Raw genomic sequence first — 16,320 nt, forward strand, 5'->3', positions numbered from 1 at the left:
GCCCGCCACCGCCACCCCGTTCCAGATCTGGGACTCCCCGGGCGGCGCCAACAACACGTGGACCTTCTGGTGCGGGTACCCGCGGGGGGTGGGGCGGGGGGCTCCCCCGCCCCACCCCGAAACCTCCGGGCCCACCGGGAGCCACCGGGGAGCACGACCCACCCGGTGCCGCGGCGCGGCCCGACCAGAATCCCGGTGACCTGGCAGTCGCCCAGGTCACCGGGCGTACGGAAGTCTCGACACCGTACGGGCAAGAGGCGCGGATTCCCGCGCCGGCCGAGTGACAACTCTTGGAGCGCGCACGCCCGGCGGCACTCGAATGCCGACAACACAGCCGTGTGCCAGCTCCGTCCGACCACCAAGGAGATTCTCCGTGCGCAGACGAAGTTCCAGCCGCGGGCACCTGTCCGCAGTACTCACCGCCGTGCTGGCGGTCGTGGCGGCACTGGCGACGCTGGTCGTCGCCAACCCCGCTCAGGCGGCCACCAGCGGCGCCCTGCGGGGCGTGGGTTCGGGTCGGTGCCTCGACGTGCCGAACGCCGGGCAGACCGATGGCACGAACCTGCAGATCTACGACTGCTTCGGCGGGACCAACCAGCTGTGGACGTCGACGGCCGGCAACCAGCTGACCGTGTACGGCAACAAGTGCCTGGACGTTCCGGGCCATGCCACCACGCCCGGCACCAAGGTGCAGATCTGGACCTGTAGCGGCGGTGCGAACCAGCAGTGGCGGGTGAACTCCGACGGCACGATCGTCGGCGTGGAGTCCGGGCTCTGCCTGGACGTCACGGGCGCCGGTACGGCCAACGGCACGGCCGTGGGGCTCTGGACGTGCGGCGGCGGCAGCAACCAGAAGTGGACCGGCCTGACCGGGACGACGCCACCGGGCGGCCCCTGTGCTCTTCCGGCGACGTACCGCTGGTCGTCGACGGGTGCGCTCGCGCAGCCGGCGAACGGGTGGACCTCGGTGAAGGACTTCACCACCGTGGTGTACAACGGCAAGCACCTGGTCTACGCGTCGGACGTGTCGGGCTCGTCGTACGGGTCGATGATGTTCAGCCCCTTCACCAACTGGTCGGACATGGCGTCGGCCGGCCAGACCGGGATGAGCCAGTCCACGGTGGCGCCCACGCTGTTCTACTTCGCGCCCAGGAACATCTGGGTGCTGGCCTACCAGTGGGGTGCCTGGCCCTTCATCTACCGGACGTCGAGCGACCCCACCAACCCCAACGGCTGGTCCGCGCCGCAGCCCCTGTTCACCGGCAGCATCCCCGGCGCCGCCCCGATCGACCAGACCCTGATCGCCGACGGCCAGAACATGTACCTGTTCTTCGCCGGTGACAACGGCAGCATCTACCGGGCGAGCATGCCGATCGGGAACTTCCCCGGCAACTTCGGCTCGTCGTACACGACGGTCATGAGCGACACGGTGAAGAACCTGTTCGAGGCGCCGCAGGTCTACAAGGTCCAGGGCCAGAACCAGTACCTGATGATCGTCGAGGCCCGGGGGGCGAACGAGCAGCGCTACTTCCGCTCGTTCACCGCCACCAGCCTGAGCGGGTCCTGGACCCCGCAGGCCGCCACCGAGAGCAACCCCTTCGCCGGCAAGGCCAACAGCGGTGCCACCTGGACCAACGACATCAGCCACGGTGACCTGGTCCGCGACAACCCCGACCAGACCATGACCATCGACCCCTGCAACCTGCAGTTCCTCTACCAGGGCAAGTCCCCCTCCGCGAACGGCCCCTACGACCAGCTGCCGTACCGGCCGGGCGTCCTCACCCTGCGGCGCTGACCTGCCCGAGCCACGGTGCTCGCGATCGGGTGCAGTCTGCCCGGTACGTGGAGCAGCGGTTCCACGACGTGGGCCACGACGCCGTGCCCCGGGCCCGGCCCCCGCCGCACGCGCCCCCGCTCGACGGGGGCCCGCGGCGGGGGCCGTCTCCGCACCGCTCCACGGTCCGTAGCCGTAGATCATCTTGTATGCGACCTCGGGCAGGAACTGCCCGGCGGTCGATCCGGCGCCGACGCCGCAGTTTCCGTCGGACTCACCGGGCACCTTGATCCACAACAGCATCTCGGCGCCGCCGCCCCACCGGGTCGTGGTCCCGATCCTCCGCCCCGCCGGGTTGCACCTGGCCGGATTCGCGGCCTGGGGTACCACCGCCCATCCTGTGCCGCTGTCCTGGGGCGGTGGCGGACGCGCTGGGGTCAGAACCCCTGGGCCAGCCGGTGGTAGGCCTGGTTCCAGCGCAGTTCCTTGGTGAACCGGCGGATGTTCGTGTCGTCGTCGATCACCAGCAGCTCCACGCCGATCATCTGGGCGAGGTCCTCCAGTTCCTCGACCCCGAGCGCACCGGAGAACACGGTGTGGTGCGGTGCGCCGGCCGTCAGCCAGGCCTCGGTGGAGGTGCGCAGGTCCGGACGCGGCTTCCAGACGGCGCGGGCGACGGGCAGGTTGGGCAGCGGTGCCGGCGGCTCGACCACGTCGACCTCGTTGGCGACCATGCGGAAGCGGTCGCCGAGGTCCGCCAGGCCGACCACTACCGCGGGACCGGGTTCGGCGTCGAAGACCAGCCGGACCGGGTCCTCGCGCCCGCCGATGGCGAGCGGATGGATCTCGCAGGACGGGGTGGCCGCCGCGATGCTCGGGCAGACCTCCAGCATGTGGGCACCGAGGATCAGCTCGCGGCCGGGTTCCAGGTGGTAGGTGTAGTCCTCCATGAAGGAGGTACCTCCGGGAAGCCCGGTGGCGGCCGCCTTGAGGGTGCGCAGCAGGGTCGCGGTCTTCCAGTCGCCCTCGCCGCCGAAGCCGTAGCCGTCGGCCATCAGCCGCTGCACGGCGAGGCCGGGCAGCTGGCGAAGCCCGCCGAGGTCCTCGAAGTTGGTGGTGAAGGCCCGGAAGCCGCCCTGTTCGAGGAATCCGCGCAGGCCGAGTTCGATCCGCGCGGCGTACCGCAGCGACTCGTGGCGCTCCCCGCCGGCCCGCAGCTCGGGCGCGAGGCGGTAGCCGTCCTCGTACTCCTTGACCAGCGCGGTGACGTCGCTCTCCACCGTCGCGTCCACGGCCTCGACGAGGTCGTTGACGCCGTAGGTGTTGACGGAGACGCCGAAGCGGAGTTGGGCCTCGACCTTGTCGCCCTCGGTGACGGCGACGTCGCGCATGTTGTCGCCGAAGCGGGCGAGCTTCAGGTCGCGCAGTTCGGCCCGGCCGACGGCCGCTCGGGCCCAGGTGGCGATCCTGGCGGACACCGCCGGGTCGCTGACGTGTCCGGCGACGGTCGTGCGCGGCACCCCGAGGCGGGACTGGATGTAGCCGAACTCGCGGTCGCCGTGGGCGGCCTGGTTCAGGTTCATGAAGTCCATGTCGATCGTCTGCCAGGGCAGTTCGACGTCGGCCTGGGTGTGCAGGTGGAGCAGCGGCTTCTGCAGGGCGTCCAGGCCGGCGATCCACATCTTCGCCGGGGAGAAGGTGTGCATCCAGGCGATCAGGCCGATGCAGTCGTCGGCGGAGTTCGCCTCCAGGCAGACCCGGCGAATCGCCGCGGCGTCGGTGAGGACGGGCTTCCAGACGATCTCGACCGGCACCGCGGCGTCGCCGTCCAGGGTCTCGGCGATCCGCTGGGACTGCCCCGCGACCTGGCGCAGCGTCTCCTCGCCATAGAGTTCCTGACTGCCGGTCAGGAACCAGACCTGGCGGCTCTCCAGTGGCTTCTTCATGGGGTGGCTCCTCACCGGGCCTGGGGCTGGCCGTAGACGTTCTGGTAGCGGAAGTTGAGGCTGTCGATGTCCGCCTGGGCGATCGGCAGGGGCTCGCCGAGCTGGCGGGAGAGGTGGACGGTGCGGGCGACGTCCTCGCACATCACGGCGGCCTTGACCGCTGCCTCGGCGTCCTTGCCGATGGTGAACACACCATGGTTCTGCATCAGGACGGCGGGCGAGCGGTGGCCCTTGAGGGTGTCCACGATGCCCCGGCCGATCGAGTCGTCGCCGATCAGGGCGAAGGGACCGACCGGGATCTCGGCGCCGAACTCGTCGGCCATCGCGGTGAGGACGCAGGGGACGGCCTCGCCGCGGGCGGCCCAGGCGCAGGCGTAGGTGGAGTGGGTGTGGACCACCCCGCCGACCTCGGGGAGGTGGCGGTAGACGTAGGCGTGCGCGGCGGTGTCGGAGGACGGCGCATGGCCGCCTTCGACGACGTTGCCGTCCAGATCGCAGACGATCATGTTCTGCGGTGTCAGTTCGTCGTAGGAGACGCCGCTGGGCTTGATCACGAGCAGGTCCTCGCCGGGGACGCGGGCCGAGACGTTGCCGGCGGTCCAGACCACCAGGTTGTAGCGGACCAGTTCCCGGTGCAGGTCGCTGACCTGTCGGCGGATGAGGTCGATGGTCGCGTTCGCGTTCACAGTGCCTCGCTGGGTGTGGTGAGGGCGGCGTTCCGGATGTCGCGCAGGCGGTGCAGGAGCTTGTCGGCGCCGAGGCCGAAGTGGTCGTGCAGGGCGCGGTACTCGGCGAAGAGCCGGTCGTACACGTCGGCGGCGGCCTGGTCCGGCCGGTAGGCGCCCCGCCGCACCCGGCCCATGGCGTCGGACGCGGTCCGTACGTCCGGGTAGGCCCCGGCGGCGACCGCGGCATGGATCGCCGAGCCGAGCGCGGGTCCCTGCTCCGACTCGGCCACCGAGACCGGCCGGCGCAGCACGTCGGCGTAGATCTGCATCAGCAGGGCGTTCTTCTTGAGGCCGCCGGTGACGATGAACTCGGTGACCGGGACCCCACCGCGTTCCAGTGCCTCGACGATGACCCGGGTGCCGAAGGCGGTGGCCTCCAGCAGGGCCCGGTAGATCTCCTCGGGGCGGGTGGCGAGGGTGAGTCCGACGATCACGCCGGACAGGTGGTGGTCGACCAGGGTGGAGCGGTTGCCGTTCATCCAGTCGAGCGCCACCAGGCCGTGGGCGCCGACGGGTTGGGCGGCGGCCTTGCGGCTGAGCAGCCGGTGCAGGTCCTCGCCGCCGGCCTCGGCCTCGGCCAGGTAGTCGGCAGGCACGCCCTGGCGCAGCCACCAGGCGAAGATGTCGCCGACGGCGCTCTGGCCGGCCTCGTAGCCGTAGGAGCCGGCGACGATGCCGTCCTCGACCACGCCACAGATGCCGGGGACGTCCGCGAGCACCGCGCCGTTGACGACGTGACAGGTGGACGTGCCCATGATGGCGAGGAGCCGGCCGTTGTCGACGGCGCGGGCGGCCGGGGCGGCGACGTGGGCGTCGACGTTGCCGGCGGCGACCGCGATGCCCTCCGGCAGGCCGGTCCACTGCGCCGCCCGTGCGGTGAGGGAACCGACCCGGGAGCCGAGAGGGGAGAGCGGGTGGTCCAGGCGGGTGCGGGCGAAGTCGGCGAAGTCCGGGTGGAGCGCGGCGAGGTAGTCCTCGCTCGGGTAACTCCCGTCCTGGTGGATGCCCTTGTAGCCGGCCGTGCAGGCGTTGCGGCTCTCGGCGCCGGTGAGCTGCCAGACGATCCAGTCGGCGGCCTCGACCCAGCGGGCGGTCGCGGCGTAGACGGCCGGGTCCTCCTCCAGGACCTGGAGTGCCTTGGCGTACTGCCACTCGGCGGAGATCCGGCCACCGTAGCGGGAGATCCACTTCTCGCCCCTGGCGTGGGCCAGGGCGTTGATCCGGTCGGCCTGGCCCTGGGCGGCGTGGTGCTTCCAGAGCTTGGGCCAGGCATGCGGGCGGGTCGCCCACCCGGACGTCTCGGCGAGCGGGGTGCCGTCGGCGAGCACCGGCAGGACGGTGCAGGCCGTGAAGTCGGTGGCGATCCCGATGACGTGCGCCGGATCGACCCCGGCGGCGGCGAGCGCGGCGGGGACGGCGGTGCGCAGCACCTCGCGCCAGTCACCGGGGTGCTGCAGCGCCCAGTCCGGCGGGAGCGGCCGGCCGGCGCCGGGCAGTTCGCGCTCGATGACGGCGTGCGGGTAGTCGTGGACGGCGGTTCCCACCTCCTCACCGTCCCGCACCCGGACCACCACGGCGCGGCCGGAGAGCGTGCCGAAGTCGATTCCGACCACGTAGCGGTCCGGATCCGGGGCGGCGGGATTGTTGGTCACGTGTGCTCATCCTTCGTACGGGGTAACGGCGTTGGTGCCGTGAGCAACTGTTGTCGCCTGTCGCCGGCACGGTCCACGACCGGGGCAGGGGGAGCACACCGGCGACAGGCGCCGTTCCGCTACCTCTCCCTCATGGAGGGCGGAACGCGGGGACCACCGGCCGAGCACTCAGAAGCGGGATGTCAGTGCTCGGCCGGTGGAGCTGGGAGGCTCTTGTTAACGCTCACAGGAATTGTGAGCGTTAACAATATCCGTGTCAAGAGAAGTTCCCTGGTCGGCGGCCAGGTTCGGAACGGGAGAACAGGAGCGCTACCGCGGACCTGCCGTGGGGTCAAGGCCGGGCAGCGGGGCCCACACTGTGGCGCAGCACCAGCTCCGGGGAGATCTGCACCTGGGCCGGAGAGGGCGCGGTGCCCTCCAGCTCCTCGACGAGCAGTTCCAGAGCCCGCCTGCCGAGTTCGCCGAAGTCCTGCCGCACGGTGGTCAGCGGCGGGATGAAGTAGGCGGCCTCCGGAATGTCGTCGAAGCCGACCACGCTGATCTCCGCCGGGACCGACCGGCCGGCCTCGTTCAGGGCACGCAGCAGGCCGAGGGCCATCTGGTCGTTGGCGCAGAAGACGGCCGTGACATCGGGCAGTTCAGCGATCCGCAGCCCCGCCTGGTAGCCCGAGCGGGCGCTCCAGTCGCCACGCTCCACGTCCGGCACGGGGGCTCCCGCCGCCTGCAGCGCGAGGCGCCACCCTTCCTCGCGGTCCTGGCTCTCGACCCAGTTCGCCGGCCCCGCCACGTGGTGCACGGTGCGGTGGCCCAGGTCGAGCAGGTGCCCGGTGGCCTCTCCGGCACCGAAGCGGTTGCCCACCGACACCATCGGCACCTGCGTCTGCCTGCCCGATCCGACCGCGACGACCGGCACCGAGCTGGAGAGCCGGGCCACCGCGCTGACGGCGGAGGTCTGCGGCGCGATCACCACGACGCCCTCCACCCCCTGGTCGCGCAGCCGGTCGACGGCCTCCTGGACCGATCGGCCGTCCAGCGAGCGCAGGCTGGTCACGCTGACGAAGTACCCGGCACTGCGTGCGGCCTGCTCGATTCCGTCCAGCATCGAGGCGGGCCCGTAGAGCGTCGAGTCGAAGCTGACGACGCCAAGGGTCTGCGAACGACGGGTGACCAGGGCGCGGGCGGCGGAGTTGGGCCGGTAGTCCAGCTCCCGGATGGCCGCCAGCACCCGGTCCCGGGTGTCCGGCCGGACGTGCGGCGCACCGTTGAGCACCCGGGACACCGTCTGGTGGGACACACCCGCCAGTTTCGCCACGTCCGCCATCACGGGCTGGCGCTGTTCCGTCCCGGCACTCTCGGTTCCCACTCGCAGTCCCCTCTCGGCTGTGACCACAGTACGCGACCAGGTCCAGGCCAATTCGTCACCCTCGATCCGAAGGGTGGTCCTCTTCTTACCAGCCCTTCCGGCCGCCGGCATGTGGCCATTGCGGCGAGGGAGCGCTCCGGAGTTCGCCCCAACCATCAAAAGGGCGCCGGATCGGACCTTTCGGCACGGACATGATCTCGACACCTCCGGCGCCTTCCCGCTTCGCGGCCGGGCCACAGTTTGGCGATCTCCACGCGCAAGCGACCACACCTCCGGTGACTCGACTCGGCCACCACCGCCGATCACCTGAACGCCAAGCGCGGGAGGAGGTCCTGAGCCCGCGCCGGATCCCGCCGCCCGCCCGTCGATCGGCCACGCCCTCACCCGACGTCTTCCGGCAGATCCTCCTCTTCGCCCCGCAGCGCACCGCGCACCCGGCCGACGGCGCACCGCGATCCAACGGTGATCCCGGACCCTCTTGACGCCACCTTTGTGAGCGTTAACAATTCATTTCACGCCAGGCCAGAGCTATCGCCGCCGAACACTCCACAGCGCGAGGACCCGCTCCGGCCGGCCCCCCTCGACCGCTCCCAGTCGCCCATCAGGGGTGCTTTGTGCCCGGTCGCGGAACATCACTGGAGGAACTGTGCGGAAGATTTCGGCGGGCCTGGTCGCCGGGGGCCTGGTGCTCTCGCTGGCGGCCTGCGGCCAGAGTGCCAACGGTGCCGGTGACGGCCCCGCCACGGGCGACGCCAAGGGTGGCCTGGTCGGCATCGCGATGCCGACCAAGTCGTCGGAACGCTGGATCAACGACGGCACCAACATGGTCAAGGAGTTCCAGGCCAAGGGCTACAAAACAGACCTGCAGTACGGCGACAACGTGGTGGAGAACCAGGTCTCCCAGGTGGAGAACATGATCACCAAGGGCGCCAAGCTGCTGGTGATCGCGGCCATCGACGGCTCCTCCCTCACCAACGTGCTGCAGAAGGCCGCCGACGCCCACATCCCGGTGATCTCCTACGACCGGCTGATCCGCGGCACGGCGAACGTCGACTACTACGCGACCTTCGACAACACGAAGGTCGGTGTCCTCCAGGGCAGCTACATCGTCGACAAGCTCGGACTCAAGGACGGCAAGGGGCCGTTCAACATCGAACTGTTCGCCGGTTCCCCGGACGACAACAACGCCACCTTCTTCTTCAACGGCGCGATGAGCGTCCTCAAGCCGTACATCGACCAGAAGAAGCTGGTCGTGCAGAGCGGCCAGACCGACTTCAACCAGGTCGCCACGCTGCGCTGGGACGGCGGTGTCGCCCAGTCCCGGATGGACAACCTGCTGAGCAAGGCCTACACCTCCGCCCATGTCGACGCCGTGCTCTCGCCGTACGACGGCATCTCGATCGGGATCCTGTCCTCGCTCAAGGGCGTCGGGTACGGCACCGTCAAGTCGCTGCCGGTCGTCACGGGCCAGGACGGCGAGCTGGCCTCGGTGAAGTCGATCATCGCGGGCGAGCAGACCCAGACCGTCTACAAGGACACCCGCCAACTGGCCAAGGCCGCCGTCCAGATGGGCGACGCACTGCTGACCGGCGGAAAGCCCGAGGTCAACGACACCAGCCAGTACAACAACGGCGCGAAGACCGTCCCGGCGCAGCTGCTCCAGCCGGTCAGTGTCGACAAGGACAACTACCAGCAGGTCCTGGTCGACAGCGGCCAGTACACCGCGGACCAGCTCAAGTAGCCCGCGGGGCCCGGCCGACGGGCCCCGCGCCGAGACCGGCGGTACGGATCCCGGGCTCCCCGGAGCCCCGGGGCCCTCCCCCACCGCACCGCCCCGAACGATACGGACGCACACCCATGGCTGGACCCGTTCTCGAAATGCGGTCGATCAGCAAGTCGTTCCCCGGTGTCAAAGCGCTCTCCGAGGTCAACCTGACCGTCTCCGCCGGCGAGGTGCACGCCGTCTGCGGCGAGAACGGCGCCGGCAAGTCCACCCTGATGAAGGTGCTCAGCGGCGTCTACCCGCACGGCGCCTACGAGGGCGAGATCCTCTTCGAGGGCGAGCCCTGCCGGTTCAGGGACATCCGGGCCAGCGAGCAGCGCGGCATCGTCATCATCCACCAGGAACTGGCGCTGGTGCCGTACCTGTCCATCGCCGAGAACGTCTTCCTCGGCAACGAACACGCCTCCCGCGGCATCATCAGCTGGCGCCGGACGCTCACCCACGCCGCCGAACTGCTCCGCCAGGTCGGCCTCGACGAGAGCCCGCACACCCGGATCGCCGACCTCGGCGTGGGCAAGCAGCAGCTGGTCGAGATCGCCAAGGCGCTGGCCAAGAAGGTCAAGCTGCTCATCCTGGACGAGCCGACCGCGGCGCTGAACGACGAGGACAGCCGCAAGCTGCTCGACCTGATCCTCGAACTCAAGGCGCAGGGCATCTCCTGCATCATCATCTCGCACAAGCTGAACGAGATCGCCCGGGTCGCGGACTCCGTGACCATCCTGCGCGACGGGCGGACCATCGAGACCATCGCGATCGGCCCCGGGGGCGCCTCCGAGGACCGGATCATCCGCGGCATGGTCGGCCGCGACCTGGAGCACCGCTACCCCGAGCGACAGCCCTTCACCGGTGACGGCGCCGGCGAACTCGCCTTCGAGGTCGAGGACTGGAGCGTCCGGCACCCCATCGACCAGCAGCGCATGGTGGTGGACGGCGCCTCGCTGAACGTGCGGCGCGGTGAGATCGTCGGCATCGCCGGCCTGATGGGCGCCGGCCGTACCGAGCTGGCGATGAGCGTCTTCGGCCGCTCGTACGGGCGGTGGGCCGCCGGCCGGGTGCGACTGCACGGCCGGGAGATCCGCACCCGGACGGTGCCCGAGGCGATCGGGCACGGCATCGCGTACGTGACCGAGGACCGCAAGCAGCTCGGCCTCAACCTCATCGACGACATCAGCCGGAACATCTCGCTGAGCGCGCTCGGCAAGGTCGCCAGGTACGGCCGGGTCAACCGACACGAGGAGAACAAGGTCGCCGAATCCTTCCGGCGCACCATGAACATCAAGGCCCCGACGGTGTTCACCCGGACCGGCACGCTCAGCGGCGGCAACCAGCAGAAGGTCGTCCTCAGCAAGTGGATCTTCGCCGAGCCGGAGGTGCTGATCCTCGACGAGCCCACCCGCGGCATCGACATCGGCGCGAAGGCGGAGATCTACACGGTCATCGCCGAGTTGGCCGCCCAGGGCAAGGCCGTGCTCGTCATCTCGTCCGAACTCCCCGAACTCCTGGGCCTGTGCGACCGGATCTACACCATGGCCGAAGGCCGGATCACCGGCGAGGTGGCCCGTGCCGACGCCACCCAGGAATCCCTCATGCGGCTCATGACCATGAGCACCGCATCCAGCAACGAGCAGGTGTGAGGCATGGCCCAGACCGAGATCATCCCCATCCCGGATTCGTCCCCGAAGGCACCGCAGGCCGGCCCCGGCCCCTCCCTCGGCGGCGTACTGGCCCGCGCGCTGCGCGGCAACGTGCGCCAGTACGGCATGCTGCTCGCCCTCGCGCTGATCGTGCTGCTGTTCCAGATCTGGACGGACGGCATCCTGCTCCAGCCGCTCAACATCACCAACCTGATCCAGCAGAACGGCTACATCCTCATCCTGGCGATCGGGATGATGATCGTCATCATCGCCGGGCACATCGACCTCTCGGTCGGCTCGCTGGCCGCCTTCGTGGGGGCCGCCGCTGCGGTGATGATGGTCAAGCACCACCTGCCGTGGCCCGTGGCGGTGCTGGCCGCGCTGGTGATCGGCGCCCTCGCCGGGGCCTGGCAGGGCTTCTGGATCGCCTACCTGGGGATCCCGTCGTTCATCGTCACCCTGGCGGGCATGCTGCTCTTCCGTGGCGGCACCCAGATCCTGCTGCAGGGCCAGTCGGTGGCGCCGTTCCCCAAGGGCTTCCAGAGCATCAGCAGCGGCTTCCTCCCCGAGGTCGGCCCGCACACCGACTACCACAACCTCACCCTGCTGCTGGGCCTCGCGGTGCTGGCCGTCGCGATCCTGCAGGAGGTGCGCGGCCGGCGGCAGACCGTCACGTACGGGCTGGAGCCGCTCCCCCTCGCGCTGTTCCTGGCCAAGCTCGCCGTGATCACCGCGGCTGTGTCCGTCTTCACCCTGCTGCTGGCCAGCTACCACGGCGTGCCGATCGTGCTGCTGATCCTCGGCGCGCTGCTGGTCGGCTTCGGCTATCTGATGCGCAACTCCATCATCGGGCGGCACACCTACGCCATCGGCGGCAACGAGCCGGCGGCCAAGCTCTCCGGGGTGAAGAGCAAGCGGGTCGTCTTCCTCGCCTTCACCAACATGGGCGTCCTCGCGGCGCTGGCCGGGCTGGTCTTCGCCGCCCGCCTGAACGCCGGCACCCCGCAGGCCGGCATCAACTTCGAACTGGAGGCCATCGCCGCCGCCTTCATCGGTGGCGCCTCCGCCAGCGGCGGCGTGGGCACCGTCCTCGGAGCGATCATCGGCGGCCTGGTGCTCGGCGTGCTGAACAACGGCATGTCGCTGGTCGGTGTCGGCACCGACTACCAGCAGGTCATCAAGGGCCTGGTGCTGCTCGCGGCCGTCGGCTTCGACGTCTACAACAAGCGCCGGGCCGGTTCCTGACCCCGGAACCACCCCGAACGCCCTCGCCCTCGGCCGTCCTCCATCGGACGGCCGAGGGCGACACGCGTTCGCGCCCCGGCGGACTCGACCAGGTCAGCCGGGCACGTGGTCAGGCCCGTGCCCGATCGTCAAGGCCGGACGCGGGCCACGAGAATCCTCGACCGGGCGGCAACCTCGCGCGCACCGGCGGCAACTGATGGACGACACCTTGGGCCGAACACCCCCGGGTCGTCCGATCGATCCCACCGCCGACCGCCGTCGCGCACCGCCTGACCGGGCGGGCGCGTGCTGGCGGGGCCGAAGCAAGGAGTAGCCCCCATGAACGACACGGATCCCACGGCGGACGGCCGCGACCGGCGCGGCCGCCCGGCCGCCAGTGGTGCGCGGCGTCCCCGTGGGCGTCACCGCCGGCGCTGGACCACGCTGGGCCTGGCCCTGGGTGTGCCCGGTGTGCTCGGCCCCTACCTGCTGTTCGGGCAGGCCGACTCGAAGGCCGCGTCGGTGGACCCCGACGCCTACTACACCGTGGTGTCCGTCCGCAGCGGCAAGGCGCTGGACGTGCCGGGAGCGGACACGGCCGACGGTGCCCGGATACGGCAGATGAACCGCGCGGCCGGCGCCGCGAGCCAGCAGTGGCGGACGCGGCTGACGGGGGACGGCTACTACGAGCTGGAGAACCGCGGCAGCCACAAGGTCCTCGGGGTGCGCGGTGACTCCTCGCAGTCCGCCGCCGCGGTCGAGCAGCAGAGCGACCGCGCCTCCGCCGCCCAGCAGTGGCGCATGCAGGACGTCGGGGACGGCGCGGTGAAGTTCGTCTCCCGCGGCACCGGCATGGTGCTGGACGTGTGGGGCGGCGGCAGCGACGAGGGCGTGCCCCTCGTCCAGTACGCCGACCGGGGCAGCACCAACCAGCAGTGGCGGCTGGTCAAGGTGTCCGGCACGGGCGGGTACACCTGGCACAACGCGCAGATCGTCGGCGGCGGCTTCGTCACCGGACTGGTCTTCAACCCCACCCGCAAGGACCTCCTCTACGCCCGGACCGACATCGGCGGCGCCTACCGCTGGGACGCGGCCGCCGGACGGTGGACCTCGCTGACCGACTGGATCGGCGGCACCGACTGGAACCTGCTCGGGATCGAGAGCCTGGCGACCGACCCGGTCGACCCGGACCGGCTGTACCTCGCCAGCGGCACCTACACCAACGACTGGGCGGGCAACGGCGCGATCCTCCGCTCCACCGACCAGGGCCGGACGTTCCAGCGCACCGACCTGCCGTTCAAGCTGGGCGGCAACGAGGACGGCCGGGCCATGGGCGAGCGGCTGGTGGTGGACCCGTCCGACCACCGCACGCTCTACCTGGGCACCCGCAAGAACGGCCTCTGGCGCAGCACCGACTACGGCGTCACCTGGAACCAGGTCGGCGGCTTTCCGGTCAAGGACGGTGCGAGCAGCGGGGTCGGCCTGTCCTTCGTGACCTTCGGCCCGTCCGGCAGCAGGACGATCTACGTCGGCGTGGCCGACAAGTCGACCTCGCTGTACCGCTCCACCGACGGCGGTGCCGGCTGGCAGGCCGTCCCGGGCCAGCCGACGGGGCAGCTGCCGCAGCACGGTGTGCTGTCCGGCGACGGCTCGTTCTACCTGACCTACACCAACGCGCCCGGCCCGAACGGGGTGACGGCCGGCTCGGTGTGGAAGTACACGCCGTCCACCGGGGCCTGGAAGAACGTCTCCCCGTCCAGCGGCGGTTACGGCTTCGCCGGCCTGGCGGTAGACCCGCAGCACCCGGCCACCGTGATGGTGACGACGCTGGACCGCTGGTGGCCCTCCGACGAGCTCTACCGCTCGACCGACGGCGGCGGCGCCTGGAAGGCCCTCGGTGCGAGCTCGGAGCGGGACAACTCCGCGGCGCCCTACGTGGGTACCGGCATCGGGCACTGGATGGGCACGCTGGCCATCGACCCCTTCGACTCCGGGCACGTGCTCTACGGCACCGGATCGGGAATGTGGGGCAGCAGCGACGTGACGGCGGCGGACAGCGGGCGTCCGACCCACTGGACCGTCCCCGCCAGGGGCCTGGAGGAGACCGCGACGCTCGGTCTGGTCAAGCCTCCCGGCCTCCCGCTGATCAGCGCGCTCGGCGACGTCAGCGGGTTCCGGCACGACGACCTCACCAAGGTCCCCGCCAAGGCGCTGAGCGGGCCTCTGTTCACCAACACCACCGGCATCGACTTCGCCCAGGGCAAGCCGGAGTTCATGGTGCGGGTCGGCCTCGGCGGCGCGCAGCACGGCGCCTACTCGACCGACGGCGGTACCGGCTGGACTCCCTTCGCGACGGCTCCGGTGGGCGACGCGGGCGGCGGTTCCACGGCCGTCTCGGCGGACGGCGGCGCCGTGGTGTGGAGCCCCGCGGGCCGGACGCCGTTCCTCTCGACCGACCGGGGCGCGTCCTGGGCGGCGGTCTCCGGCCTGCCCGAGGACACGGCAGTGGTGGCCGACCGTTCGGTGGCGAGCGCCTTCTACGCCCTCAGCGGTGGCACCCTGTACGCCTCCACCGACGGCGGGAGGCACTTCACCGCCCGGGCCGCCGGGCTGGGCGACGGGCAGCTCAAGGCGGTCCCGGGTGTCGCCGGTGACCTGTGGATCGCCGGCGGGGGCAACGGGCTGCGGCACTCCACCGACGGCGGGGCGGGCTTCCGCAAGCTCGACGGCGTCGAGCAGGCGAGCGCCGTCGGTTTCGGCAAGGCCGCACCCGGCGCCGGCTACCAGGCCGTCTACCTCAGCGGGAAGGTGAAGGGCGTGATCGGCCTGTTCCGCTCCACCGACGGCGGCTCGACCTGGGCCCGGATCAACGACGACCAGCACCAGTTCGGCGGGATCGTCATCAACGTCGTCTCCGGCGACCCCGACGTCTACGGCCGGATCTACCTGGGCGGCTACGGCCGCGGCGTGGTCTACGGCGACCCGTCCTGACCGGCCCGGCCCGCGGGCGGCAGATCCGCGTCGCCCGCCCCCGGGCCGGCCCCAGGAAGGGCCGGACAGAAAGCCGCGTCGGCGCGGCAACCTTTTCGCTCCCCGGCGCCCACTGCGCAGTGCGATGTCGAGTCGATCTACCGAATGGATGGGAATGAGGGCAACGAAGCACGCCGCCCCGCAGTCGAACCGCAGGCGTGGGCTGGTCATGGGCATTCCGTTGGCGCTGGCGGCGATCGGTGTGCTGATGTGCCTGGCCTTCGCACTCCTGCCGGGCCGCGGGGGTAGCGCCGAGTCCGCCGCGCCGGCTGCCGCCGGGTCCGCGGCGCCGGGTGCCGCCGGGTCCGCGGGGGCCACCGAGTCGAGCGTTCCGGCCTCCTCCGGCGTCCCGACCGGTGCCACTCCCTCGGCGGCGGCGCCGTCGGTGACCGGCCCCGCGCCCTCGGCCACCGGCACCCCGCCGTCCTCGGGCAGTCCCACGCCGCGGCCGGCCACCACGGCCTCCCCCACCGCGACCACTCCCGTCCCGGCCACCCCGTCACCGCCGGCCGCCGCCAGCGGTACCGGCGCCGCACCGGCCGCGGCGTCGCCGGCCGGGCGGATCAAGCCCGGGACGAGCTACCAGGGCGTCGCGACCTCCTACGACGCCGCCGACGGCAACGGCGCCTGCTCGTTCGGTCCGTCCGGCGATCTCATGGTCGCGGCGATGAACCACACCGACTACGAGTCGTCCAGGGCGTGCGGAGCGTCGGTGCTCGTCCGCGCCGCCAACGGGGTCGGCATCACGGTGCGGATCGTCAACGAGTGCCCCTTGCCCTGCGCGCCCGGGCAGCTCGACCTCAGCCACGAGGCCTTCGCCAAGCTCGCCGAACTCTCGGTGGGCCGCCTCCCGATCACCTGGACGGTGCTGAGCCCGGGCACGGCGCCGGACACGATGTCGATCCGGTACAAGAGCGGGTCCAGCCAGTGGTGGTGCGGGATCCAGGTGATCGGCCACCGGAACCCGGTGGCGGCACTGGAGGTCCGGACCGCCACCGGGTGGCGGCAGCTCGCCCGCACCGACTACAACTACTTCCTCTCCCCCGACGGTGGCGGGTGCGGCGGGCCGATCAGGGTCACCGACGTCTACGGGGAGCACCTGACCGTCGACGGGATCGCGGTGAAGCCGGACATCGCCCAGCCGACCCGAGTCCAGTTCGCCCGGCATTGACCGCGCCGCTCGCCC

Annotated in this window: 10 protein-coding genes and 1 pseudogene; 6 read left to right on the plus strand and 5 right to left on the minus strand. The window is 71.1% G+C overall.

Features of this window, described 5'->3' with window-relative positions:
• The first annotated feature begins 373 nt into the window (after positions 1 to 373).
• Positions 374 to 1,795: a non-reducing end alpha-L-arabinofuranosidase family hydrolase gene (locus ACFWA9_RS00005; RefSeq protein WP_380381905.1), complete on the plus strand. Its 1,422-nt coding sequence runs from the start codon at positions 374 to 376 to the stop codon at positions 1,793 to 1,795.
• Positions 1,796 to 1,963: 168 nt separating this feature from the next.
• Here ACFWA9_RS00005 and ACFWA9_RS00010 read toward each other — a convergent pair.
• The 5 genes and pseudogenes from ACFWA9_RS00010 to ACFWA9_RS00030 all read right to left on the minus strand — a co-directional run.
• Positions 1,964 to 2,149: pseudogene (locus tag ACFWA9_RS00010) on the minus strand (glycoside hydrolase family 6 protein); the annotation flags it as partial.
• A gap of 62 nt (positions 2,150 to 2,211) precedes the next feature.
• On the minus strand, positions 2,212 to 3,720 hold the full coding sequence (gene araA, locus ACFWA9_RS00015) for an L-arabinose isomerase (RefSeq protein ID WP_380381907.1): 1,509 nt from the start codon (positions 3,718 to 3,720) through the stop codon (positions 2,212 to 2,214).
• 11 nt (positions 3,721 to 3,731) lie between these two features.
• The gene (locus ACFWA9_RS00020; protein ID WP_380381908.1) at positions 3,732 to 4,406 is read right to left on the minus strand and encodes an L-ribulose-5-phosphate 4-epimerase; all 675 of its coding nucleotides are present in this window, start codon (positions 4,404 to 4,406) and stop codon (positions 3,732 to 3,734) included.
• Complete coding sequence (locus ACFWA9_RS00025) at positions 4,403 to 6,100, minus strand: ribulokinase (protein ID WP_380381910.1); 1,698 nt, start codon at positions 6,098 to 6,100, stop codon at positions 4,403 to 4,405. Before ACFWA9_RS00025 ends, ACFWA9_RS00020 begins: the two co-directional genes overlap by 4 nt.
• A 331-nt stretch (positions 6,101 to 6,431) precedes the next feature.
• Positions 6,432 to 7,463 carry a LacI family DNA-binding transcriptional regulator gene (locus ACFWA9_RS00030; protein ID WP_380381912.1) on the minus strand — a complete coding sequence of 344 codons (1,032 nt, stop codon included), beginning with the start codon at positions 7,461 to 7,463 and terminating at the stop codon, positions 6,432 to 6,434.
• A gap of 646 nt (positions 7,464 to 8,109) precedes the next feature.
• On the opposite strand from ACFWA9_RS00030, the gene chvE reads away from it, so the two are divergent.
• From chvE to ACFWA9_RS00055, 5 genes are all read left to right on the plus strand, one after another.
• Positions 8,110 to 9,204 carry a multiple monosaccharide ABC transporter substrate-binding protein gene (gene chvE / locus ACFWA9_RS00035; protein ID WP_380381914.1) on the plus strand — a complete coding sequence of 365 codons (1,095 nt, stop codon included), beginning with the start codon at positions 8,110 to 8,112 and terminating at the stop codon, positions 9,202 to 9,204.
• Between the two features lie 116 nt (positions 9,205 to 9,320).
• Complete coding sequence (mmsA, locus tag ACFWA9_RS00040; protein ID WP_380381916.1) at positions 9,321 to 10,880, plus strand: multiple monosaccharide ABC transporter ATP-binding protein; 1,560 nt, start codon at positions 9,321 to 9,323, stop codon at positions 10,878 to 10,880.
• 3 nt (positions 10,881 to 10,883) lie between these two features.
• Complete coding sequence (mmsB, locus tag ACFWA9_RS00045; RefSeq protein ID WP_380381918.1) at positions 10,884 to 12,125, plus strand: multiple monosaccharide ABC transporter permease; 1,242 nt, start codon at positions 10,884 to 10,886, stop codon at positions 12,123 to 12,125.
• Positions 12,126 to 12,443: 318 nt separating this feature from the next.
• Entirely contained in the window at positions 12,444 to 15,095 is a 2,652-nt protein-coding gene (locus ACFWA9_RS00050; RefSeq protein WP_380381920.1) for an RICIN domain-containing protein, read from the plus strand.
• Between the two features lie 208 nt (positions 15,096 to 15,303).
• Positions 15,304 to 16,305 (plus strand): expansin EXLX1 family cellulose-binding protein, encoded by a 1,002-nt coding sequence (locus ACFWA9_RS00055; RefSeq protein WP_380381922.1) that lies wholly within the window; start codon positions 15,304 to 15,306, stop codon positions 16,303 to 16,305.
• The last annotated feature ends 15 nt before the right edge of the window (positions 16,306 to 16,320 follow it).

The organism is Kitasatospora sp. NPDC059973 (assembly GCF_042737525.1).
In the GTDB taxonomy this organism is placed as follows: Bacteria; Actinomycetota; Actinomycetes; order Streptomycetales; family Streptomycetaceae; genus Kitasatospora.